The organism is Thermoleptolyngbya sp. C42_A2020_037, assembly GCF_015272455.1.
In the GTDB taxonomy this organism is placed as follows: Bacteria; Cyanobacteriota; Cyanobacteriia; order Elainellales; family Elainellaceae; genus Thermoleptolyngbya.
This window is the reverse complement of sequence record NZ_JACYLP010000020.1, coordinates 1-23,243: the sequence shown is the minus strand read 5'-3', so window position 1 is coordinate 23,243 and position 23,243 is coordinate 1. Positions and strand designations below refer to the sequence as shown.

The window sequence follows — 23,243 nt, the reverse complement described above, 5'->3', positions numbered from 1 at the left end:
CGTTGGAGGTTAGCGGTTGAGTGTGTATCAATGGATTTGGGAGTAATAGTAATAAGTTCTGACAGCATCGCTTGCCCCGTTCCTCAGTAGAGCCACCAGTACAGCACCAGTACGGCCACCTCTAGCCCTCCCTCTCTCGCCTCGGACTTCTGTCGTCACCCTATCCTCGCTATGATTCACCTTCCCTCCAAACGCTTGTCTCTCTTTGCTGTGGGGCAGTCAGCTGGCAAACCCCTCGCCCAAGCCCTTCTAGCGGCGATCGCCCTCGGCATTACCCTCAGCAGTGTCCCTATCACAGCGCTGGCGCAGGACTACGTTCCCCCCAACCGCGGCCTGCCCGGACGACGCGAAGGCGGCGGCACTCGCGGCTGCTGGACAAGCACGGCTCCCGGTAGACAGAACCGCCTCACAGCCATCGTTCCGGCACAAAACCTGGGCTATACCCTGAGCGAGTATCCCACCTTTTTCGTCTACGTTCCGGCGGCCTATGCCGAAAAAGCTGCCGCAGCCGAACTCATCCTGACCGACGACCAGGACACCGAAATCTATCGCACCAGCTTTAGCACAGGCGGCCAGTCTGGCATTCTCCGCATCAGCCTGCCGGACGAAGCCAATATGGCCCCGCTGGAAATCGGGCGCGACTATCGCTGGAGCTTTGCCCTGGTTTGCGACCCCAACGACCCGTCGGGCAACCTGGTGGTCGATAGCTGGATTCAGCGGGTGCAGCCCTCTGCGGAACTGGCCGCGGCGATTGCCACTGCCAGCCCTGCCGATTTGCCTGCGCTCTATGCCCGCTCCGGCATTTGGTACGAGGCGATCGCCAGCCTCACAGACCCCTATCGCCAGCCCATCGATGGGGCGATCGTGACCCAGTGGCAAAACTTGCTGAACTCCGTTGGATTAAGCAATATTGCTGCCGAACTGCCCGCCGCCCCGCCAAACCTATCGCAGCGATCGCCCCAATAGCAGGCACAGCCTAAGGTTCAACTCTGGAGATGGCGACGGACGGTTCAAATCGAGTCGCTGTCTTTGAAAATCCTAAAGACTTAAGACATAGCTTAGAACAAACAAAACTGCCCCAAACTGGGTCGTAGAATAGCAAGCAACACATTCATAGTCGGGCGCACGGTGAAATTATGACGGCTTGCGAATATAGACCTGGTTTGGACGGGGTGCCCGCCACCCAATCCAGCATTAGCTTTGTCGATGGTCAGAATGGCATTTTGGAATATCGGGGCATTCACATTGAGGAACTGGCGAAACACAGTACGTTTCTAGAAACCGCCTATCTGCTGATTTGGGGCGTGTTGCCCACCCGTGAAGAATTGGCAGACTTTAAGCACGAGGTGCAAACGCATCGACGGCTGAAGTACCGCATTCGAGACATGATGAAGTGCTTCCCAGAGAGCGGTCACCCGATGGACGCGCTCCAAGCCTGTGCCGCAGCGCTGGGACTGTTCTATTCTCGGCGGGCGCTCGAAGACCCGGCTTACATCCGGGCAGCAGTGGTGCGGCTGCTGGCCAAAATTCCCACAATGGTCGCGGCGTTTCAACTAATGCGAAAGGGAAACGACCCTATTCAGCCCCGCGACGATTTGGACTATGCCGCCAACTTTCTCTACATGCTGACGGAGCAGGAACCCGACCCGCTGGCGGCGCAGATTTTTGATGTCTGCCTGACCCTCCATGCAGAACACACCATCAACGCATCGACCTTTTCGGCCATGGTGACGGCTTCAACGCTGACCGATCCCTATGCGGTGGTCGCGTCGGCCGTGGGGACGCTTGCCGGGCCGCTACACGGTGGCGCAAATGAGGAAGTCATCTTGATGCTGGAGGAAATCGGCTCCGTGGAAAACGTGCAGCCATACCTGGAAACCTGCCTAGAGCGCAAGTCCAAGATCATGGGTTTCGGGCATCGGGTGTATAAGGTGAAAGATCCCCGCGCTATCATTCTGCAAAACCTGGCAGAGCAACTGTTTGAGAAGTTTGGGCGCGATCACTATTACGACATTGCGATCGCCATGGAAAAGGCGGTCGAAGAGAAGCTGGGTCACAAGGGAATTTATCCCAATGTGGATTTTTACTCTGGGTTGGTATACCGAAAGTTGGGGATTCCAACAGACCTGTTTACGCCCGTGTTTGCGATCGCTCGTGTGGCGGGCTGGCTAGCCCACTGGAAGGAGCAACTCGAAGCCAACCGCATCTTCCGCCCCACGCAGGTCTATACAGGCAACCACAACATGCCCTACATCCCCATTGACGAACGCAATGGTCTCGTCAGTAATTCTCTAGTTCCAGAGCTAGTGGCTAAGTAAATTCCGGAGAGCGTTTACGAAGTTCCTTTAGCTTTTGATGAACTTGGGAACAAGAGAGGGTTAAACCCCCTTGCGGAATTTATGGAGGCTTGAGATTATTTAGTCAAGTGACGATTTTCAGGAACTCCAAACCTCTGGGCTTTACGTCTAGAGGTTTTTTATTTGCTAATTTCCAATTAGCCAATACAGCGTTATGCAAGTAAAGCGTCATGCGAGTAACGCAACAACTCGCGATATCTCATTTTGATAGATACTCTATTTCGATATCTTACTATAGACTACAACACCAATCTATCCAGTTCTGATAGCTTGCTGCTGGCTTCACAATCTCTACACCAAGAGCTTGAAGTTGAGGGTGTCTGGGGTCGGGCGCACTTGGCTGGCGGATATTTCGCCTGCCAGCCTTTGAAATGCGCCGGGACTGATCATTGAATGAGTCCTCTACCTTAGGTTACGTAAGGTATGCGTGGCTAATGTATGTATGTCACAGTACTTATGTATCTATGTACAGCAGGCTCCTGTCAGCCACACAGTCTTTTAGACTTTTAGAACAGTTGGGCAATTGAGCCAGCGTAATTAAGCTAAAGTATGCGGACTCTAGAGGGCAAATTTGCTGAAGTCAGCTAGTTCACTGGCTCCAGAAATCTTTGAGATCCTTCGTCCTTTCCAATCGAAATTCAAGAAGGTTCAGTATTTTTTCGGACTGCTTGCGTTCTCACCCAGAATGACAGCCCTTTTCCGAGGTTTCACCCAGATTTGGCGCATCTTAGCCGATTTTTCAACTCTTTATAAACCTTCAGTAAAGCTGGCTCTATTCGTCCTAAAGGGCGATCGCCCTAAATTCCGGTCGCTTTATCCCTGGAGCGCGGATTACGTTGGGGGCGCGTTGGGGTCGAATTCCCAAGTGATGACAACCGTCGAGGCATTGCCTTTCCCTGGGACGACATTTACGATGTCTACAACCTCTCCCTCCGGCGTTTTTAGCTCATAGACCCGTCCGCCGCCATATTCCCCGATCTCTTCAAACGTAAACCCACGCGCTCCGTAGGTGTCTTGCAGGCGGCTAAACACTTCCTCTGCCCGCAGGTCATTAAACCACTGCATCGTTTTGATACCAGGCATCAACTCTTCTGGGTCTTCGGAAATGTAGAAACTGGCTGGACTCCGGAAGACTCCCGGAAAGGGCTGAAGTCCAACGCTTCCCTGAATGCCCTGAAGACTCGCCTGTAGTTCTGCTTGGAGCGCAGAGGGGTCGAAACCAGCGGCAGCGGCCGCTGAGGCCGGATCGGGGGTGGCAGCCGCTACTGGTTCGTTGGATGCTGGGCTAGCCTCAGGCGTGGGCGACGCTTCGGGCGTGGGTGATGCTTCGGGTGTAGGGGTAGGGGTGGCCGCTGGGCTGGGCTGAGGTTCGGGACGAACTGCCGGAACCGGATTGGGACGAGACGCAACGGGGGTGGGACGAGCTTGGGGAGTCGGTGATGGTGCAGGCCTGGGCGAAGGCGATGGGGTCGGGCGAGGCGGTGCTGCCAGAGTAGACAGTTGAATATTCTCTTCTTGAACCTCTTCGGCAGTCTCTTCTGGTTCTGGCTCTGGTTCAGAGGCAATGGGTAGCCCCAGCACAAGCGCATGGAGCGCGACAGAGGCCACCAGCATCGGCCGCCAGAACATCTGCCACGGCGAGGAAGACCTGTGAACTGGAAGTGTGGAGGCTGGCAGACGCAGAGTTGACCGTCCCATGATCAGAGAATGATTGGCTTGGAGAGACTTCGGATGAATACTAAAGGGTTTGCAAAAAGGCTTGTAGAGAAAAGGGCATGAAGAGAGAAATTTGAGAGGGCGATCGCCTGCTTAATTGCGACAGTTGTCCATCTATCTATCACTGTTTGTCTATCACCGTTTGTCTATCACCGACAGAGAGTCTCCCTGGAACAGACTCAAAGAAACTGCTCCAAGGAGACCAGAGACTAACCAATCAGCAAAGCGTTGAAAGCAAACCGTCAGGTGCTTCTATCGCTGAGCTTCAAGGCGCAGAAGTTCCTGGATGCTGATGCCTACGGTTTCCCGATTAGCAAAGCGGGTGCCGAATTCGTTGCGCTCCAGCAGTTGACGAGCCAGCGTGTAGCCTTCGCTAGGCAGACGAACGTAGCCAACTTCGTCCACAAGCTGAGGGCTGCTCAGGTAGAAAGACACAAACTGGCGGACTTCAGGGCGCTGCGCGGCGCGATCGCTCACGTAGATGAAGACCGGGCGAGACAGCGGCGTGTAGGTGTTGTTTTCTACAGTCTCGCGGCTGGGTGCGACGGGGCGACCGTTGCCGTTGTCGATAGCAACCGACTTCAGACGATTCCGGTTTTCTTCATAATAGGCAAAGCCGAAGTAGCCCAGCGCGCCCTGATCCTGAGCAACGCCCTGCACTAGCACGTTGTCGTCTTCGCTGGCGGTGTAGTCGCTGCGACTGTCTCCTGCCTTGCCGTTGATAGCTTCGGTGAAGTAGTCGAAAGTGCCGGAGTCGGTTCCAGGACCATAGAGACTCATGCGAACGTTAGGGAAACCACTGCGAACCTGGTTCCAGTTATTGACGGTGCTACCCGGTTCCCAGATTTTCTTCAGTTCGGCGGTGGTCAGGCTGGTTGTCCAGTTATTACGGGGGTTCACCACAACCGTTAGTGCGTCATAGGCGACAGGCAGTTCGATGTAGTTGATGCCTGCTGCGCGGCACTTGTCGATTTCAGATTGACGGATCGGGCGAGAGGCGTTGGAGATGTCCGTTTCACCCGCGCAGAACTTGCTAAAGCCACCGCCTGTGCCAGAGATCCCAACGGTAACATTGACATCCCGATTGATCTTCATAAATTCTTCGGCCATGGCTTCGGTGATTGGAAACACCGTGCTAGAGCCGTCGATTTTGATCAGGCGATTCGTTTGTGAAAACACAGCGACGGGTACACTAACCGCTGCCACTGTTGCGGCGATCGCCCCTAGAACCTTCACAAAGCGATTCACCTTAACTCCATTCGCCACCATAGGTCTGCGCTCCCAAAGCGTATAAGAACTGTCTGCTTAAACACAGGTAGCGTAGCGGCTGAGCGTTAAGAACTGATAATCCTCTAGTAGGGGTTTACGTTAAGAAATGGCGATCTTTAGGTTAAGGCGACTGGGCGATCGCAGTTCTGGCGATTTTGGATTTTAGATTGGCGATTTTAGATTCCAGCAGGCGCTAATCATCTGGAAATTGCCAGCAGGCGCTAGTCATCTGGAAATTGCCAGCAGGCGCTAGTCATCTGGAAATTGCCAGCAGGCGCTAGTCATCTGGAAATTGCCAACAGGCAATATATTCCACGCGAATACTGCCGCAGGTGCAAGGGGCTTCTGTGGAAGCAACCCATTCGCGATCGCACTGGCGGCAGTGGCAAAAAATATTGTTGTAGTTCGCCGCATCCAGCACACGCTGCCATTCGGCGAGTTCTTCGGGCGTCAGTTGAGACATAAGGGGTTAGGAGTGTTGGGGTGTTGGGGAGAGATGGAAAAGGAAGAACGAAGAACGAAAAAGGAAGAACGAAGAACGAAGAGCGAAAAACAAAACCTCTTCCTTTTTCTCTTTTCTCTTCTCTTTTTTTCCTCCCACCCTATCACTCCACCACTCCAAACACCGTTAGCGTTGTTGCTAATTGACTGGCACTACGGCCGCCTGCAAGTTTGCGCTGCTGAGCCGTTGCAGCATTTGATCAGCCGTGGCGCGATCGCGGAATAGACCTGCTTGCATCACGACCTGTCCATTAATCACTGTGCGGAATGCATCGGGCACAATAGAGCGCACGCGAGTTTGCACGTCGGGAGAACTGCCATTCACCACCACCCGGAAGCTAAAGCCCAGCGAAGAGGCCAACGGCGACGCAGGCTGAGGCGATCCGGTAAACACAGGGGGCCGGGCAGAACCAACCTGACCAGGCGGGGTTTGTCCCAGCGGCACAGGCGGCAGCGACGGCACAGGAAGCACTGCCACCGATTCGGGTGCGCTGACCGACGGCGGCGGCGGCGGCAGAGGAATGCCGTTCACAATGGTGGGCGACCCGGTGCTGGGCGCAGGTGTGGGGGTGGGTCGAGTTACCACAACGCCGGAGGCCGGGGGCGGCACAGGAATCTCAACTGGGGCGGTGCCAATAGGTCGAGACGGCTGAGGTGCGGGCGTGACCACGATTGGCGCAGGGGAGGGTGCGGGCGTTGTGGGACGCGGCGTAACGGGTGCAGGGTTCGTGGCGATTGGGCGCGAGGCACTGGTCAGCGCCGCCAGCGACAGGTCATTGGTCAGGTACAGATGCCCTAGAGGCTGCCCATTGAACACGCGGCGGCTAAGATACCAGCCGGGGTTGAGCTGAATTCGGTTGAAGCCGCTGGCAGCGCTGCGAGATCGACCAATTTCCAACGTGCCGCTGCCGCTGCTGGGCTGGGCATAGAGGATGATTTGGTTGCCCTGAGTCACAGTGCGGAGGGTGTATTGCAGACCCAGATCCTGTCCGCCAACGCGCACCGAGTAGCCGTTGCGGTCGGTGGCGCGGGCGCAAATGCCCGTAAAGTCAAACCGGGTCATCAGGGCATCAACGGTGCCATTGCTCGATTCTTGCCAGCAAGCGCGGGCATTGCTGACCTGTTCCAAAATGGTGATGCGACTGCCACCTGCGCTGCCCAGCACCACAAAGCGGCTTTGGTCAACCTGGGTGTTGTTGAAGGTGGTGGCGATCGCCTGTTCGTTTAAACCACCCACGCCCAAGCTCAGGGCGGTCAGGGCGGTGAGGGACAACCAGTGTGGACGTTCCATACTCTCTCTCGATGTGGATGTTCAAGGTGTGGCGTTTTCCCTGATTCATAAGAGCGTGCCTAAAAGCGTAATCCTGAGTTCGGTAGATGGGCCGAAAATTCGGCAAAATTATCAAACTTTTCCACTGGGTGCTTCCGCAGATCCGCAGAAATTTGCTCGAATTTTTAACGAGCAGCGAGATTGTTTGGTCTGCGTGCTAGCGCGATCGCACGCAAAAGCCAGGGGTCAATCTCCGCAGCTTGCCTTGCAAAGAAAAGGCGATCGCCACTGAGTTGACCACACTGCGCCCGGTTCAGGCGGTTTGCAATCCCTGGGTGAAAGCTTGTGAATCTAGTGACGCGGCTCCTGCTGTAGAAGTTTCGCCACAGGGAGAGAAAGTTTTTCCCTCGTTTTTTCCCCGTTCTAACCCCAGACTATAGCCCCAGATTGATCAGCAATTCCTGAATTTCGCCCCAGCTTAGCCCTTGCTGAAGATAGACTGGATTTGCCGGGTCATAGGGCCCCTGGAGGCGATCGATGCTGAGAATCTCTGCATCTGGTGGCAGCACGGGAACGTCAGGATCATAGGCCGTAGGGCGCATCAGCGAACTGGAAAAGCCGCGAAAAATGGCGACCTGATCGTCACCGTCGGCCGTGCGGGCAGTCACCAGCAACACTTCGCTGGGGCGCTTGAGGGTATATTGTTCCAGGCGGGTTCCGGGAGACATGCAGGGGGTGGAGGGTTGGGGTTGCTTTCGGTTCAACACTGTATCACTCCATTGCCCCATTACGTTTCTCTAGCTGCCAATGATCGGATCAAGGGCGGCAATCAGGCGATCGCACTCTTCCAGGGTGTTGTAATGCACCATGCTAACGCGCACCACGCCGTTTTGCTGCGCCAGATCCAGGTCTTCGATCAGCCGTCGAGCATAGAAATCCCCATAGCGGATGCCGATGTGATGCTGATCGATCTGTGGGGGAATGGTAGCGCTGTTGAGTTGACCGACCGTAAAGGCAATGGTGGGCACGCGACGATCTCGGTCTGCGGTGGGGTCGCCCCAGAGTTTCACGCGGGGCTGGCTGTGGAGATAGCTCAGAAGGCGATCGCTCAGTTGCTCCTCATGCTCGGCAATGCGGTCGAAGGCCTCGCTGAGGCGGCCGGAGAGGTCACTGGCGGGGCGATCGCTGCCATGCTGCACCGCCAGCTCGCTTAGATAATCCACAATGCCCGCCGCGCCATAGCTCAGTTCAAAATTCACATTTCCAGGCTGAAACTTGTAGGGAATCGTTTCCTGGCCGATGAAGTAGTGATTGATTCCTGGCATAGTCAGCAGGTGTTCCCGCTTGCCGTACATCAGCGCGTAGTGCGGCCCATAGACCTTATAAAAGCTGAATACGTAAAAATCCACGTCCAGTGCCTGCACATCCACCCGGCGATGGGGCGCATAGGCCACGCCATCCACGCAGATCATCGCGCCGCGCTCATGCACCAAGTCGGCGATTTGGCGAATTGGGTTAATCGTGCCCAGGATATTGGAAACATGGGTCAGCGCCACCAGCCGAGTGCGTGGGGTCATTAGCTGTGCCAGTGTGTCCAGATCAAGCTGGAGCGTTTCTGGATTCAGATTCCAAGACTTGACGATGATGCCCTGCTTCCGCAAGTCCAGCCAGCAGCCAATGTTAGATTCATGGTCGCAATTTGTGACGATGATTTCATCACCAGGGCAAAAGGTCTGCCCCAGGCACAACGACAAGATCCGCAGCAGCAACGTGGTAGAGCCGCCCATCACCACTTCGCTGGGGTCAGCAGCATTGATCAACATTGCGACGGCTTGGGCTGCTTCAGCAACCCGCGCAGTCGATTGCTGCGACACGTCGTAGGATGCGCCAAGCTGCACATTGGTCGTCAGCAGATAATCGCTGATGCGATCCGCAACCCGCTTCAGGGTTTGGGAACCGCCCGCATTGTCAAAAAACACCCACTCTCCTGCCAAAGCTGGAAACTGGGCGCGGACGTAGTCAAGCTGGAGCGGACGAGCAGTCGTGAGCATGGCGAATACTAGGATAGTTGGGCGATAGTTGGGTTCAGAACAAGACCGCATAAGCCTAGTCCAGAATACCCGGCGATCGCCCTTCTATCCCCAATACAACTATTTAGAACCTACGCAGTTGGACAATTTCTCGCGGTCGCAGCCCGCGAGAAATTGTCCAAAATCCAAAGAGCTTATCGCAAGTGCGTAAGTCCTGCTATCTAACCTGCCGCTCTAATCTACCCAGGCCACGCGCACAAAATGGGTTGGCTGTCCCCAGCGATCGCCCTGGTTTTCTACTGATTGAATCACCAGGTTAAACGGAATTGCCGTCGTCAGGTAGCGCTGGGCAATTTGCCCTGCATCTGGCGCAATGCCTGCGGCAGCAGTCGCCGCCAGCCCCAGCCCCAAAATCTGCCCCAGCGGATCTTTGGGCAGCACCAGTTGAGCGCCCATCAGCAGCCCCGCCGTCAGCAAAATTCCCACCGATAGATTCGTGCCGCAGCGGGGATGCACGGCCAGATTCCACTCGCCCCCCACTAGCCGATGCAGCGCCGTCTGGGCCGCCCGGCGCAGTTGCTCAGTGTCAACTGCTCCATAAATGTAAAAGCCCGTTTCGGTAGACATGCCACCGAGGCGATCGCCCATACCGCCATCTACCAACCCACCCGCCATCTCACTCAGCACCCACACCGTCGCATGTTCCAGTGCATGAACCTGGCGCACCGTCAGCAGTTCCTTTAGCCCCGGCACAAAGGAAAGCTGCCGCAAAAAATCAGCATCCTGCGTTGGCACAGGCGCAAAGCCGAAGGGCGCATGATTTGCGGTTGATGCAGTTGCAGTCATGACAATCTCCTTTAGAGAAAAAGCAGGCGTGTGCATTGAACTAAACTCTCTGCACACGCCAAATTGCAAGCAAACATTACGAAACAAGCGATGCAAGCAACACCAGGCAAACAGAACCCAGACCCCAGGAGCGTGCAGCAATCAATCCAGCATTGAGCTACGCTCCGGGACTAGGCGGTGGCCCACCCTCCCCAACAGCAATCGGCACTTCTATACCAAATTGCTCTAGCACCACCACCGGTTCCTCAGCACCGCGATTCATCTCGATTCGCTTCACCAACACCTCACCATTCGACAATCGCTGCCCCACTCGGACATAGCGACTGGTCGGCTCGTTCGGAGCCTGCACAATTGCGTGAGCCGTATTGCCAATCTGAATCACCCCCATCACCTTAACCGCGCGGGCTATGGTTGGCTGGGGCGGCGGCGGCGGGGCCGGGCGCTGGGTCGGGCCATTTAGCGCTTGCCCCGTTAGGTTGGGAATTGGGGCCAGTTGCCCGGTTCCCGAAGGCGTACCTGTCCCCGCTGCCCCAACTCCCGTACCGGCCTGCCCGCCCGGTAGCGAAGGCACACGCCCTGTTGCCAGCGGCGGCACTCGCACACCCTGTCCCGCAGGTGTAACAAAGGGACGAGTCGTTGCCCCATTTCGATTTGGGGACTCAACCACCACTGGCGTAACCGTAACCTGGGCAAAGGGATCGGGGCGATTGCGCTGCACTTCTTGAACACGCGCCTGGGGATTGGTAGAAGCGATGAGTTCGGGGGGCAGCGTGCCCGCAGGCAGTCCAGGAGAGGGAGCAGTTGCCGTGGTTGGGGCGGTGGCAGGAGCCGCTGGAACCGCAGCCGGATCGGCAGGCATTGCGTTTGGATCGGCTGCTGCATTAGGGTCTGCGGGTGCATTTGGATCTACGACGGCTCCGGGTTCCGCAGGCGCGTTTGGGTCTGTAGGCGCTGTCGCCGCAGGCTCTTCCGGCGCACTCCTACAGCTTCCCAGCCACAGTGCAAGCGTTCCTAAAACCATAACCAGAGCAGTTCGGCGCATATCAGCCCCCCAAAAACCTATAATCCTTTACGACCCGTCCACAATGCCAATTTCAAGATGCTAATTCACCAACCCATAAACCTGACCAGACAGGCTTGATTAACCTGCCCTAACACAACCCATCCGCTGATATCTATTAAAGATAATGCAGAAACTTCGGATTTGGCTGAACTTCATCGGTTTAGCGACCCGCAGGGTTCTGCTTTCAAGGACTAGCGCTGTGCGGCCTGCGTGGGCAGCGAGAAGGGGAAGTTCGCAACGGGCTGCTGATCGCTGACGGAGCCTTCGATTGTGCGGGTTGTGCCCTGGACGAGCAGCGTCAGGTTAAAGGGGATGCTGCCACCGCCCCCGCCAGGGCAGCGAGTGAACAGATTCACTTCAATAGAAAACTGCCCCTGGGGTGCCCCGCCCGACGGCCAGAAAATATTTTCAATGGGGCTGGTGTTTTGCTCTCCACAGCCTGCGTTTGCGTCTACGTCGAGCTGGCCGCCAGAAGGCACACTGCGGTTATAGTACGCAACTATGTTGCCCGATGGGTCGCGGACTGCCAAATCCAGGTCGTCAGTCGTCGTCCACCGCAGCGTGACCTGAATATCGCCGGTGCCGAGGGTTGGTGTAGAACTGGCTTGGGCCGGTGGCGTAAAGGGCTGAGCAGAGGGGCAAATATCAGATAGGTCGATGAGCCGACCCGTTTGGGTAATCATGAAACAACCCTGGCGTTCCTGAGCCAGTCCAGCGGGCATAGCCACTCCTAGAACAGAGGCCGCAGCGGCGATCGCCAAGAGCCATTGGGCAGAGACAGGCATCGGAGTCGGGAAGCGGGTGGGTAAGGTGAATGGTTTCATGGGCTTTGGGCAAGTTGCAAGGGTGTTGGTGCTAGGGTTCCCATTTTGATTTAGAAGAGTTGCACTGGATTGAGATGCGGGGTGCTAGAGCGGATCAGGTGGGGAATTGAGGGCTGTGGAAAATCTGCACAGACTGAAAGCTGGAATAACATCCAACTTTTAGCGCAGAAGTTGCAGATTTTTTCAAAAAAACTGGATCTCTTGCTCAAAGATGAGCTAATGTTTGGTAGTTAAATCTTATTAGATGAATCTTGTCCTAGAAATTCGTTGCCATTTTTTAAAACTGTTTCAGCCCTGACGGATCAAGTTTTTGCTCAATTATCCCCAGCTTTTTGAGTTGCAGCCTCAAGGCGCAAAAAACTTTTTCGCTGGCGACTTGCTTGGGTGTTGTACTTGCGGCTAGTGGTCATTTCTAAAAGGTATCTAAAGCGCTAAGTATCAAGAAGCAGGGATGATTTTGGGTTGCTGTTTGACCATGTATGGATTTTTGTATCCCTACTAGCTTGCGGGGTTATCCATAGATTCTTGAGAGATTCTTGAGACTGTAATCCTGAAGCTGTAAGTTCCAAGTTTGCAAATTCCGAACCCCCGACCTGATTTGAAAACTACTGCCCAACTATTGCCCAGCGCTTTGTAGTGTGAGGAAATTGGTATGAACCGTTGCGCCGCCTTCTTTTCCCGCAGTTTTCGCCAGCTTCATGCAGCGCTCGATACACTATCAACTGCTCAGTTCGGAGCCGTGCTGAGGGGGGTGGCCCTGTCGGGTGGGCTGTCGCTGATGGCGATTTCCGTAGGGATCGCTTCGCGAATTGCCCCAGCGCAGGCACAGGCGGCTTACGGCAGCTACGTGGGGATTGGCGGCTCCTTTGGATTAACGGAGGGCGACGATGCGTTTGGCGAAGATTCGGCTTCGGGGGCGGTGATTGCGGCCCGCTACAAGCTGCTGCGAGTGCCCCTCTCCATTCGGGCGCAGTTGCTATTGAGCGATCGCAGCGCTTTTGTGCCCACGGTTTCCTACGACATTCCGTTGAACTGGCAGACCGATCTGTACCTTGGGGCGGGCGCTTCTATCATGCTGGGTGGCGGAGACGACACTTCGCCCATCGGCAACCAGAGCAGCTTTGTCCTGCAACCCGGTATTGACCACGCATTGCCCAACAGCAATTTGGTTCTCTTTGGCAACGCAATTTTTGCCTTTGATGGCTACGACGAAGGCAACAACGCCGCGATTTCAGTGCAGGGCGGGGTTGGTTTGCGCTTCTAGACTTTGTGCTTCTGGGATTCATGCTTCTAGACTTTGGGCGGCTCGCAACCGAAGTTCAAGAATCTATGCACCTGTGAAAAGTGCCGTACTGTGCGTAGGCATCTCAATTTGACGTGCCGTTCTGAGAGGCACGCAGGATTTCAGTTGCAAAATCCGCATCGCTTCACCTAGAATTCATACTTTATCCTGGTAGGTAGATATTCCAACCTGAAATGGCAAGGGGGTTGCTAGCGATCGCCCTTCATTTGGCACCGCGCCAGTTTTTCAGAATGCCCTCTCTCAAAAGTTGGCTCAAAACCTGGGCATACCTGGGCATAGTGTTACGTATGCGTCTCTCCAGAAAGAAATCCAATCCTAGAGTGGAATAGCTGGAGGCGGTTGCGATCGTTTGGGCGGAGGGCTTCAGCAGTTTTCTCTGTACGGGTTAATGCAGCGCAGACCGTCTGAGGTGAGATAGAAGGAATAAACATTGGCTGGGATTGCTGGAGCCGAGGGCAGATTCGCGTTGCCGGAGCGGGCGGATTGAAACGCTCACTAGTTCCCAACCTCAGAGCCTAAAGCAGTTTGGGGATCAGGTTGATTTAGGGTTATCTCAGGGTTATTACAAAACAGGTCTTTCCGTTGAAATTTGCTATGGGTGGAATAGGCGTGAACCAAAACGAATGGATGGGGCAGGGAACCACGGGCTATGCGGGACAGCGGTGGCTGGTGGAAGAGCGCGACGCTTGTGGGGTCGGGTTTATCGCCGATTCTCAAGGTAGAGCAAGCCATGACCTAGTGCAAAAGGCGCTGGTGGCGTTGTCTTGTATGGAGCATCGGGGGGGCTGTAGCGCTGACCGGGATTCTGGCGATGGCGCAGGACTCATGACGGCCATTCCCTGGGTACTGATCCGCGAGTGGTGTGAGGCGGAAGGGATCAGCCTGCCCGCAGCGGAGAATTTTGGGCTGGGCATGGTGTTTTTGCCGCAGTCTGAGGCCGCAGCGGCGATCGCCCGCGACCTGGCCACCAAAGTTTGGATGGAGTGTGGATTGAAGATCCTCGGCTGGCGCAAAGTGCCCGTCAAGCCAAGCGTGCTGGGCATCCAGGCGCGAGAAAACCAGCCGCAAATCGAGCAAGTGCTGGTGGAATCGACTGACTCTGGCGACGACCTAGAGCGCGACCTCTACTGGGCCCGCAAGCGTATTCTGTCCGTGCTGGCGGATTATCAGGGCGAGTATGCCGAAGCGCTTAAGGACTTCTACGTCTGCTCTTTCTCGAACCGCACGGTTGTTTACAAAGGCATGGTGCGATCAGCCGTGCTGGGCGAGTTTTATCTGGATTTGCAGAACCCGCTCTACGCCAGCGCGTTTGCCACCTACCATCGCCGCTTTAGCACCAACACCATGCCCAAGTGGCCGCTGGCTCAGCCGATGCGCCTGCTGGCGCACAACGGCGAAATCAATACGTTGCTGGGCAATATTAACTGGATGATGGCGCGGGAAGCGGATCTCAGTCATCCGATTTGGGGCGATCGCTTGAAAGACCTGAAGCCGACCGTCCGTCCAGAAAACAGCGACTCCGCCAACCTGGACAATGTGATGGAACTGTTAGTCCGATCGGGGCGCGACCCGCTGGCGGCGCTGATGATGATGGTTCCAGAGGCCTATAACAATCAGCCCGACCTGGCCGATCACCCCGAAATTGTGGACTTTTACGAATACTACAGCGGCATTCAGGAGCCGTGGGACGGCCCGGCGTTGCTGGTATTTAGCGATGGCAAGAAAGTCGGTGCGTCGCTGGATCGAAACGGCTTGCGACCCGCCCGCTATGCGATTACCCGCGATGGCTACATCGTCGTGGCATCAGAAGCGGGAGTCGTGGCATTGCCAGAGGCAGAAATTGTGGAGAAAGGGCGTCTGGGGCCTGGACAGGCGATCGCTGTTGACCTGCAATCTCACGAAATCCTCAAAAACTGGGACATTAAGCAGCGCGTGGCCCAGGCTCAGCCCTACGGCGAATGGCTGAAGCAGAATCGCCGCGAGTTAGAACCCCAGCCCTTTACCACCGAATCCTACCTGGACAGCGTGGCCCTGCTGCGCCACCAAACTGCCTTCGGCTACACCTCCGAAGACGTGGAGATGGTGATCCAGGACATGGCTCAGAAAGGCAGCGAGCCGACCTTCTGCATGGGTGACGACATTCCCCTGGCCGTGCTGTCTGAAAGGCCGCACCTGCTCTACGACTATTTCAAGCAGCGCTTTGCCCAGGTGACGAACCCGCCCATTGATCCGCTGCGCGAAAAGCTGGTGATGTCTCTGGCGATGGAACTGGGCGCACGCGGCAACCTGCTGGACGAAAAGCCGGAATACGCCCATCTGCTCAGCCTCAAGTCGCCTGTGTTGAACAACGCGGAGCTAGACTTTATCCGCAACTCAGAGTTTGAAACCGCCAGTCTGTCTACCCTGTTCAACATTTCCGCCGGGCCCGACGGGCTACAGCAGGCGGTGAATGACCTCTGCCAGCAGGCGACGGCAGCCGTGCGGTCGGGCAAGGCGGTGCTGATTTTGAGCGATCGCCTATCGTCTGACGGTTCCCCGACAACTCTCAGCGCCAGCACCAGCTACATCCCGCCGCTGCTGGCCGTGGGTGCAGTTCACCACCACCTGATCCGCCAAGGCTTGCGGATGCGGGCCTCGCTGATTGTGGACACGGCCCAGTGCTGGAGTACCCATCATTTTGCCTGTCTAATCGGCTATGGAGCCAGTGCCGTATGTCCCTATCTGGCGTTTGAAACGGTGCGCCATTGGCACGCCGATCCCAAGACCCAAAGCCTGATGGAGCGCGGCAAGATTGAGGCAATCTCGGTGGAAAAAGCACAGCAAAACTACCGCAAGTCGGTCGAGTCGGGCCTGCTGAAGATTCTCTCCAAGATGGGGATTTCCCTGCTCTCTAGCTACCACGGGGCGCAGATTTTCGAGGCGATCGGCATCGGCGGCGATCTGCTGCATCTAGGCTTCTACGGTACAGCCTCGCGGCTGGGGGGCTTGAGCGTGGCAGATCTGGCGAACGAAGTGCTGTCCTTCCACAGTCGCGCCTTCCCAGAACTATCGGTCAAGAAACTGGAAAACATGGGCTTTGTGCAATATCGTCCTGGCGGCGAGTATCACATGAATAGCCCCGAAATGGCGAAGCACCTGCATAAAGCGGTGGAGTCCAAGAACTACGACCACTACGATCTGTACCAAAAGTACTTGGAAGAGCGGCCGCTGACGGCTCTGCGCGATCTTCTGGACTTTAAGAGCGATCGCCCCTCGATCCCGTTCGACGAAGTGGAACCCGTTTCTGAAATTGTCAAGCGCTTCTGCACGGGCGGCATGTCCCTGGGGGCGCTGTCGCGGGAGGCACACGAAACGCTGGCGATCGCCATGAACCGCATCGGCGGCAAGTCCAATTCTGGCGAGGGCGGCGAAGATCCCGTGCGCTACAAGGTGCTGGACGACGTAGATGGTGAGGGACTATCGCCAACGCTACCCCATTTGCGGGGACTGAAGAATGGCGATCGCGCCGCCTCTGCGATCAAACAAATCGCCTCTGGCCGATTTGGGGTTACGCCGGAGTATCTGATGAGCGCCCGTCAGCTTGAAATCAAGATGGCGCAAGGGGCTAAGCCTGGTGAAGGCGGCCAGCTTCCGGGCCCCAAGGTCAGCCCCTACATTGCCATGCTGCGCCGCTCGAAGCCCGGTGTGACGCTGATTTCGCCGCCGCCCCACCACGACATCTATTCCATTGAAGACCTAGAGCAACTGATTTTCGACCTGCACCAAATCAATCCCCAGGCGCAGGTGTCGGTGAAGCTGGTGTCGGAAGTGGGCATTGGCACGGTGGCGGCGGGCGTGGCCAAGGCAAACGCCGACATTATCCAAATCTCCGGCCACGACGGCGGCACGGGCGCATCGCCGCTGAGTTCCATCAAACACGCAGGTAGCCCGTGGGAACTGGGGCTGACTGAGGTGCATCGCGTGCTGATGGAAAACAAACTGCGCGATCGCGTGCTGCTGCGCGTCGATGGCGGCATCAAGACGGGCTGGGACGTGGTGATGGCGGCGCTGATGGGCGGCGAAGAGTTTGGCTTTGGCTCCATCGCTATGATTGCTGAAGGCTGCATCATGGCGCGGATTTGTCATACCAACAACTGTCCTGTTGGCGTGGCTAGCCAGAAAGAGGAACTGCGGAAGCGCTTCCCCGGCACGCCAGAACACGTCGTCAACTTCTTCTATTTCATCGCCGAAGAAGCGCGATCGCTCCTGGCCCGGCTGGGCTACCGCTCCCTCAACGAGATCATCGGCCGCGCCGACCTGCTGAAGGTGCGCGACGGTGTGGCGCTGACCAAGACCAAGGCGCTGGATCTGTCCTGCCTGATCAATCTGCCCGATACTCGCGAAGACCGCAGTTGGCTGGTTCACGAAACGGTTCACAGCAACGGCCCGGTGCTGGACGACGAAATTCTGGCCGATCCCGCAGTCCAGGCGGCGATTCAGAATCAAACCAGCCTCACCAAGACAGTCGGCGTGGTCAATACCGACCGCAGCGTGGGAGCGCGAGTCGCAGGGGCGATCGCCAAACAGTATGGCGACACGGGCTTTGCCGGACACCTGACGCTGGAATTTCAGGGCAGCGTTGGCCAGAGCTTTGGCGCGTTCAACCTCCCCGGCATGACGCTGAAGCTGGAAGGCGAAGCCAACGACTATGTGGGCAAGGGGATGCACGGCGGCGAGATTATCATCCAGCCCCCAGCGGCAGCCACCTTCGACCCGGCCAGCAACGTGATCGTCGGCAATACTTGCCTCTATGGGGCAACGGGCGGCACCCTGTTTGCCAGCGGCCAGGCGGGCGAGCGCTTTGCGGTGCGGAATTCCCTCGGTCGTGCCGTCATCGAAGGCGCAGGCGACCACTGCTGCGAATACATGACGGGCGGCGTGATCGTCGTGCTGGGCAGGGTCGGGCGCAACGTCGGCGCGGGCATGACGGGCGGACTGGCCTACTTCCTGGACGAAGACGGCAGCTTCCCCAGCAAGGTGAACCCGGAGATTATCAAAATCCAGCGCGTCACCAGCCCCGTCGGCGAACAGCAGTTGAAAGACCTGATTGCAGCCCACGCCGATCGCACAGGCAGCGCCAAGGCCAAGCACATTCTGGCGAACTGGGCGACCTATCTGCCCCAGTTTTGGCAGGCGGTTCCCCCGTCGGAAGCCAATAGCCCGGAAGCGGTTTCGGCGGAAGATAAGGTGCTGACGACCACGCCGTAGAGTCACGCCGTAGGGTTCTGCGTTTCGGGCCGCGCCTCTGCGGATGCAGCGGGTTAAGGAGTGCCGAAAAGACAAGCGCCCAAAGTTACGAGCGCCTACGAGCGCCTACGAGCGCCTACGAGCGCCTATGAGCGCCTAAAAATAGTCGGGCGATCGCCCTCGTTCTCGCTCCTGTTCTACATCCCGCAGGTGCAGATCGAGGGCGACGACCGAAAGCTGGATTTCCCGCAGCGACAGCGCTAGTGAGATCAGCATCATCACCAGGCTGACGGCAAACATCCACCGCCCTGCCGTTTCAAACCCCAGAAACAGCAGCAGAATGCAAATCACGCTGAACAGCAAACTCGCTGCCCCCCACGCCTGCATATTGCGAATCAGCTTGATGCGGTAGCGCAGACTGGCGATTTCCTGCCGCAGCATCGGGTCAGGCTTGCTCTGGTGGCTGGCGTGCAGGTTGCGGATAATGCTGGCCAGCGCCACAAAGCGGTTTGTGTAGGCCAGCAGCAGCAGCGAAATCGTGGGAAACAGGATTGCAGGAGTGGTGATGTCGATATTCATCGGCGCAAAACGAGGAATCCGGGAGTGCGGTAAAACGAGTGGATCAGCGATGATGACGGGAGGGACTCTCGTAGAGTCTCAGGTGTAGTGTCTCAGGTGTAGTGTCTCAGGTGTAGCAGGCTTTTCACTGTATTCCGGTTGCTAAGTATTCCGGTTGCTAAGTATTCCGGTTTCTCGGTGTTCCGGCTTCTATCTCCCTCAACGGTGGTTCCCGCCAAAATCGGCAATCTAAAATCCAAAAGGGATATCCCTCTGACCTCTTTTGACTTTTACTTATGGACAATCCTCCTCCCGAAACCATCCGGCTCGATCAGTTTCTGAAATGGGTGCAGGCAGTGCCCACGGGCGGCGAAGCCAAGGTGCTGGTTCAAATTGGCGAAGTCAGCGTGAATGGCGCAGTGGAAACCCGGCGCGGACGGAAACTGGTAGCGGGCGATCGCGTTTCGATAGCAGGCGAAGAGTTTGTGGTGAATTTGCAGTGAGAGAGAATGAGGGACTGACCTGTTCCTTCAGACCCTATGCTCAAACTGCTCACCAATAACTCTCGCCACGTTAGCGTAGAGATAAGATGTTGCTCTTGAAATTAGTTCGCTTGAAATCGGTTCGCTTGAAATCCGTTCAACATCGGTTTAACATCATTCACGCCCTTTCGCTGGTGTTTGGGAGCAAGAATTAATCATGCTGGAAGCCTATCGTAACCATGTCGCAGAGCGAGCAGCGCTGGGGATTCCGCCGCTGCCGCTGTCTGCTGAGCAAACGTCCGAATTGTGCGAACTGCTGAAGCATCCACCAGCGGGTGAAGAAGAATTTTTGGTGAGTTTGCTGCGCGATCGCATTCCGCCGGGGGTCGATCAGGCCGCTTATGTGAAGGCGGGATTTCTAACGGCGATCGCCAAGGGAGAAGCCTCCAGCCCACTGATCTCGCCCCAATACGCCACGGAACTGCTGGGCACGATGATGGGGGGCTACAACGTGCGATCGCTCATCGACCTGCTGCACTCGCCCAATGCAGAGGTCGTTGCTACCGCCACCGCCGCCCTCAGCAAGACGCTGTTAATCTACGATGCGTTTCATGACATTCAGGAACTAGCGGAAAGCGGCAACGAATCAGCCCAGCAAATCATGACCGCCTGGGCCAATGCAGACTGGTTCACCAGCCGCCCGCCGCTGCCGGAAGCCATCACGGTGACGGTGTTCAAAGTGCCCGGTGAAACCAACACCGACGATCTCTCGCCCGCGCCCCACGCCACCACCCGCCCCGACATTCCGCTCCACGCGACGGTGATGCTGGAAACGCGCCAGCCCGGTTCCCTGGAAACCATCGCAGAACTGAAGAAAAAGGGCTATCCCGTGGCCTACGTCGGGGACGTGGTGGGCACGGGATCGTCTCGCAAATCCGCCACCAACTCCGTCCTCTGGCACATGGGCGAAGACATCCCCTTTGTGCCCAACAAACGCACAGGCGGCTATTGCCTGGGGGGTAAGATCGCGCCCATTTTCTTCAACACGATGGAAGACTCTGGCGCATTGCCCATCGAGTGCGACGTGACGAAGATGGAAACGGGCGACGTGATCACCATCTACCCCTACAAAGGCGAAATCACCAACGAGGCGGGCGAGGTGATCTCCACCTTTACGCTCAAGCCCGACACGATTCTGGACGAGGTGCGGGCAGGCGGACGGATTCCCTTGCTGATTGGGCGATCGCTCACCGACAAAACCCGCATGGCCCTAGGGTTGTCCCCCAGCGACCTGTTCATCCGCCCGCAAATGCCCGCCGACACCGGCAAAGGCTTCACCCTGGCGCAAAAGATGGTGGGCAAGGCCTGCGGTCTTCCGGGCGTGCGCCCCGGTACGTCTTGCGAACCAATCATGACCACCGTTGGCTCTCAGGACACCACCGGCCCCATGACCCGCGACGAGCTAAAGGAACTTGCCTGCCTGGGCTTCAGCGCCGACTTGGTGATGCAGAGCTTCTGCCACACCGCCGCCTATCCCAAGCCCGTTGATATCAAGACCCACCACGAACTGCCCGACTTTATCACCTCGCGCGGCGGCGTATCCCTGCGCCCTGGCGACGGCATCATCCACTCCTGGCTAAACCGGATGCTGCTGCCCGATACGGTGGGTACGGGCGGCGACTCCCACACCCGTTTCCCGTTGGGCATTTCCTTCCCGGCTGGCTCTGGGCTGGTGGCCTTCGCGGCTGCGCTGGGCGTAATGCCGCTGGACATGCCCGAATCGGTGCTGGTGCGCTTCAAGGGCACGCTGCAACCGGGCGTAACGCTGCGCGACGTGGTGAACGCAATTCCCTACGTTGCCATTCAGCAGGGCAAGCTGACCGTTGCCAAAGAAAACAAGAAGAATGTCTATTCCGGTCGCATCATCGAAATGGAGGGACTGCCAGATCTGCAACTAGAGCAAGCCTTTGAACTGACGGACGCAACCGCCGAACGCTCCGCCGCAGGCTGCACCATCAAGCTGAGCGAGGCCACGGTGGCAGAATACCTGCGGTCCAATGTGGCGCTGCTGAAGAACATGGTGGCACGGGGCTATGGCGATGCCCGCACGATCCTCCGCCGCGTTCGCAAGATGGAGGCGTGGCTGGCAAATCCGTCGCTGATGAGTGCTGACCCCGATGCAGAATACGCCGACATTATCGAGGTCGATCTAGATCAACTGAAGGAACCCATCGTGGCCGCGCCCAACGACCCCGACAATATCAAGCTAATGTCGGAATGTGCGGGCGATCCGATCCACGAGGTCTTCATTGGCTCCTGCATGACGAATATTGGGCACTATCGCGCGGCGGCGAAGGTGCTAGAGGGCGCAGGCCCGGTGAAGGTGCGCCTGTGGATTGCCCCGCCCACCCGCATGGATGAGCAGCAGCTTCGCGAAGAGGGTTATTACGGCATCTTTGCCGCAGCGGGGGCCCGCACAGAGATGCCCGGCTGTTCGCTCTGCATGGGCAACCAGGCCCGCGTCGATGACGGCGTGACGGTGTTCTCTACCTCCACCCGCAACTTCAACAACCGCATGGGCAAAGGCGCACAGGTCTACCTGGGTTCGGCAGAATTGGCGGCGGTGTGTGCCCTGCTGGGTCGTATTCCCACGGTGGAGGAGTATATGGAGATTGTGACGAAGAAGATCGACCCGTTTGCCAGCGACCTCTATCGCTATCTCAACTTCGACCAGATTGTGGGATTTGAGGATGAGGGGCGCGTGATTCCCAAAGAGGAAGAAGCAAAGCTCGTTGCGTCGATCTGACGCTGATTGCGGCTGCGTTTCACTTGAGCAAATTTCTCTAAGCTAGAGTTGGGGCAGGCAAGGCTTGCCCTAACTTTTGGCTTTTTGGTGATTATGCAAGCTGAAGAGAAACGGTTTTATACGCCTGATGAGTATCTGGAACAGGAGGTGAGTTCTGAGCTTCGGCATGAGTGTATCAACGGGGTCATTGTCCCTATGACGGGTGGAACCCCGGAGCATAATGAAATTGTCAGCATTTTGAATGCTGCGTTGCGGGTGAGCCTGAAGGGTCAGCTCTACAGTATCTTCGCCTCTGACCAAAGACTCTGGATTCCTGATCGCCAACTGTATACGTACCTAGAGGTGATGGTGGTGCCGCGTCCGCTGGTTCGGCAAACCGGGCGAAATGATACGCTGACGAATCCGATGATGATTGCTGAGGTGCTTTCAAAATCGACCAAAAGCTACGATCGAGACGAGAATTTTTTAGCCTATCGCACGATTCCGACCTTTCAGGAATACCTGCTGATTGATCAATACACACTTCATGTTGAGCAGTATTCCAGAACAGATTCGTTTCGATGGGTGTTTACAGAATACGACTGTGCAGAGGCCCGTATTTTGCTAGCGTCGATTCCCTTTGAGATTCGTTTAGCTGATTTGCACGAAGGGATTGAGTTGGAGGGTGATTAACCCGGCAACTGTTGCCACTACATACGCCCTCTCCATTTTCTGTTGCGCCGAAGTCTTGAAGCCCTCTCCTAGAGTTCGGCTTCCCTTTTTTCAAATGGAGAATGAGTTGGGGGTGAGGGCGGTTCGGAATGCAGGATCGTTAGTGTCTCGATTTATTCGCCACCGTCAAAACGACCAAAGCAAGAGTGACCATGCTGTCAGGGTTTTAGAGATTGCCAGATCGAGGTGACGAAAAACTAGGGACACTAACGGGAAAATTCATCACCAGCGCCAGAGGTGTTGAAAGATAGCTCAACATACAAAAAATGGGGGCAGAATGT

General features: G+C 56.6%; 17 protein-coding genes. 7 read left to right on the top strand and 10 right to left on the bottom strand.

Annotated features, from left to right (window positions below; all coding sequences use genetic code 11):
* The first annotated feature begins 210 nt into the window (after positions 1-210).
* Together IGS16_RS06195 and IGS16_RS06190 are read left to right on the top strand one after the other, a co-directional pair.
* Positions 211-966: a DUF928 domain-containing protein gene (locus tag IGS16_RS06195; protein ID WP_297084255.1), complete on the top strand. Its 756-nt coding sequence runs from the start codon at positions 211-213 to the stop codon at positions 964-966.
* Between the two features lie 170 nt (positions 967-1,136).
* Complete coding sequence (locus IGS16_RS06190; protein ID WP_297084253.1) at positions 1,137-2,318, top strand: citrate synthase; 1,182 nt, start codon at positions 1,137-1,139, stop codon at positions 2,316-2,318.
* Between the two features lie 870 nt (positions 2,319-3,188).
* On the opposite strand, the gene IGS16_RS06185 is transcribed toward IGS16_RS06190, so the two are convergent.
* From IGS16_RS06185 to IGS16_RS06145, 9 genes are all read right to left on the bottom strand, one after another.
* A complete protein-coding gene (locus IGS16_RS06185; RefSeq protein WP_297084252.1) occupies positions 3,189-3,986 on the bottom strand; it encodes a hypothetical protein in 798 nt (265 codons plus the stop codon).
* Between the two features lie 339 nt (positions 3,987-4,325).
* Complete coding sequence (locus IGS16_RS06180) at positions 4,326-5,342, bottom strand: PstS family phosphate ABC transporter substrate-binding protein (protein WP_297084250.1); 1,017 nt, start codon at positions 5,340-5,342, stop codon at positions 4,326-4,328.
* 277 nt (positions 5,343-5,619) lie between these two features.
* Positions 5,620-5,805: a hypothetical protein gene (locus IGS16_RS06175; protein WP_297084249.1), complete on the bottom strand. Its 186-nt coding sequence runs from the start codon at positions 5,803-5,805 to the stop codon at positions 5,620-5,622.
* A 177-nt stretch (positions 5,806-5,982) separates the two neighbouring features.
* Positions 5,983-7,134: a DUF3747 domain-containing protein gene (locus IGS16_RS06170; protein ID WP_297084247.1), complete on the bottom strand. Its 1,152-nt coding sequence runs from the start codon at positions 7,132-7,134 to the stop codon at positions 5,983-5,985.
* A 413-nt stretch (positions 7,135-7,547) separates the two neighbouring features.
* Positions 7,548-7,841 (bottom strand): hypothetical protein, encoded by a 294-nt coding sequence (locus IGS16_RS06165; RefSeq protein ID WP_297084244.1) that lies wholly within the window; start codon positions 7,839-7,841, stop codon positions 7,548-7,550.
* Between the two features lie 69 nt (positions 7,842-7,910).
* The gene (locus IGS16_RS06160) at positions 7,911-9,164 is read right to left on the bottom strand and encodes a cysteine desulfurase-like protein (RefSeq protein ID WP_297084242.1); all 1,254 of its coding nucleotides are present in this window, start codon (positions 9,162-9,164) and stop codon (positions 7,911-7,913) included.
* A 213-nt stretch (positions 9,165-9,377) separates the two neighbouring features.
* Positions 9,378-9,989: a DUF6391 domain-containing protein gene (locus IGS16_RS06155; protein WP_297084239.1), complete on the bottom strand. Its 612-nt coding sequence runs from the start codon at positions 9,987-9,989 to the stop codon at positions 9,378-9,380.
* Between the two features lie 157 nt (positions 9,990-10,146).
* Positions 10,147-11,010 (bottom strand): hypothetical protein, encoded by an 864-nt coding sequence (locus tag IGS16_RS06150; protein ID WP_297084236.1) that lies wholly within the window; start codon positions 11,008-11,010, stop codon positions 10,147-10,149.
* A gap of 233 nt (positions 11,011-11,243) precedes the next feature.
* Complete coding sequence (locus tag IGS16_RS06145) at positions 11,244-11,876, bottom strand: hypothetical protein (RefSeq protein WP_297084235.1); 633 nt, start codon at positions 11,874-11,876, stop codon at positions 11,244-11,246.
* 778 nt (positions 11,877-12,654) lie between these two features.
* On the opposite strand from IGS16_RS06145, the gene IGS16_RS06140 reads away from it, so the two are divergent.
* Both IGS16_RS06140 and gltB read left to right on the top strand, forming a co-directional pair.
* On the top strand, positions 12,655-13,140 hold the full coding sequence (locus tag IGS16_RS06140; protein ID WP_367185739.1) for a hypothetical protein: 486 nt from the start codon (positions 12,655-12,657) through the stop codon (positions 13,138-13,140).
* Between the two features lie 633 nt (positions 13,141-13,773).
* A complete protein-coding gene (gene gltB, locus IGS16_RS06135; RefSeq protein ID WP_367185737.1) occupies positions 13,774-18,426 on the top strand; it encodes a glutamate synthase large subunit in 4,653 nt (1,550 codons plus the stop codon).
* Between the two features lie 135 nt (positions 18,427-18,561).
* Here gltB and IGS16_RS06130 read toward each other — a convergent pair whose 3' ends face one another.
* The gene (locus tag IGS16_RS06130; protein WP_172354645.1) at positions 18,562-18,984 is read right to left on the bottom strand and encodes a DUF2721 domain-containing protein; all 423 of its coding nucleotides are present in this window, start codon (positions 18,982-18,984) and stop codon (positions 18,562-18,564) included.
* Positions 18,985-19,259: 275 nt separating this feature from the next.
* Between IGS16_RS06130 and IGS16_RS06125 the strand changes: the two genes are divergently transcribed.
* The 3 genes from IGS16_RS06125 (at position 19,260) to IGS16_RS06115 (ending at position 22,923) form a co-directional block, all read left to right on the top strand.
* The gene (locus IGS16_RS06125) at positions 19,260-19,466 is read left to right on the top strand and encodes an RNA-binding S4 domain-containing protein (RefSeq protein WP_297084231.1); all 207 of its coding nucleotides are present in this window, start codon (positions 19,260-19,262) and stop codon (positions 19,464-19,466) included.
* A 196-nt stretch (positions 19,467-19,662) separates the two neighbouring features.
* A complete protein-coding gene (acnB, locus tag IGS16_RS06120; RefSeq protein WP_297084229.1) occupies positions 19,663-22,251 on the top strand; it encodes a bifunctional aconitate hydratase 2/2-methylisocitrate dehydratase in 2,589 nt (862 codons plus the stop codon).
* A 93-nt stretch (positions 22,252-22,344) separates the two neighbouring features.
* Positions 22,345-22,923 carry a Uma2 family endonuclease gene (locus tag IGS16_RS06115; protein WP_297084228.1) on the top strand — a complete coding sequence of 193 codons (579 nt, stop codon included), beginning with the start codon at positions 22,345-22,347 and terminating at the stop codon, positions 22,921-22,923.
* The last annotated feature ends 320 nt before the right edge of the window (positions 22,924-23,243 follow it).

Bases quoted from the DNA above. Each gene is read 5' to 3' on its own strand.
- IGS16_RS06190 (WP_297084253.1), top strand. From the start codon at position 1,137: ATGACGGCTTGCGAATATAGACCTGGTTTGGACGGGGTGCCCGCCACC.
- IGS16_RS06185 (WP_297084252.1), bottom strand. From the start codon at position 3,986: ATGTTCTGGCGGCCGATGCTGGTGGCCTCTGTCGCGCTCCATGCGCTT.
- IGS16_RS06180 (WP_297084250.1), bottom strand. From the start codon at position 5,342: ATGGTGGCGAATGGAGTTAAGGTGAATCGCTTTGTGAAGGTTCTAGGG.
- IGS16_RS06175 (WP_297084249.1), bottom strand. From the start codon at position 5,805: ATGTCTCAACTGACGCCCGAAGAACTCGCCGAATGGCAGCGTGTGCTG.
- IGS16_RS06170 (WP_297084247.1), bottom strand. From the start codon at position 7,134: ATGGAACGTCCACACTGGTTGTCCCTCACCGCCCTGACCGCCCTGAGC.
- IGS16_RS06165 (WP_297084244.1), bottom strand. From the start codon at position 7,841: ATGTCTCCCGGAACCCGCCTGGAACAATATACCCTCAAGCGCCCCAGC.
- IGS16_RS06160 (WP_297084242.1), bottom strand. From the start codon at position 9,164: ATGCTCACGACTGCTCGTCCGCTCCAGCTTGACTACGTCCGCGCCCAG.
- IGS16_RS06155 (WP_297084239.1), bottom strand. From the start codon at position 9,989: ATGACTGCAACTGCATCAACCGCAAATCATGCGCCCTTCGGCTTTGCG.
- IGS16_RS06150 (WP_297084236.1), bottom strand. From the start codon at position 11,010: ATGGTTTTAGGAACGCTTGCACTGTGGCTGGGAAGCTGTAGGAGTGCG.
- IGS16_RS06145 (WP_297084235.1), bottom strand. From the start codon at position 11,876: ATGAAACCATTCACCTTACCCACCCGCTTCCCGACTCCGATGCCTGTC.
- IGS16_RS06140 (WP_367185739.1), top strand. From the start codon at position 12,655: ATGGCGATTTCCGTAGGGATCGCTTCGCGAATTGCCCCAGCGCAGGCA.
- gltB (WP_367185737.1), top strand. From the start codon at position 13,774: ATGGGTGGAATAGGCGTGAACCAAAACGAATGGATGGGGCAGGGAACC.
- IGS16_RS06130 (WP_172354645.1), bottom strand. From the start codon at position 18,984: ATGAATATCGACATCACCACTCCTGCAATCCTGTTTCCCACGATTTCG.
- IGS16_RS06125 (WP_297084231.1), top strand. From the start codon at position 19,260: ATGGACAATCCTCCTCCCGAAACCATCCGGCTCGATCAGTTTCTGAAA.
- acnB (WP_297084229.1), top strand. From the start codon at position 19,663: ATGCTGGAAGCCTATCGTAACCATGTCGCAGAGCGAGCAGCGCTGGGG.
- IGS16_RS06115 (WP_297084228.1), top strand. From the start codon at position 22,345: ATGCAAGCTGAAGAGAAACGGTTTTATACGCCTGATGAGTATCTGGAA.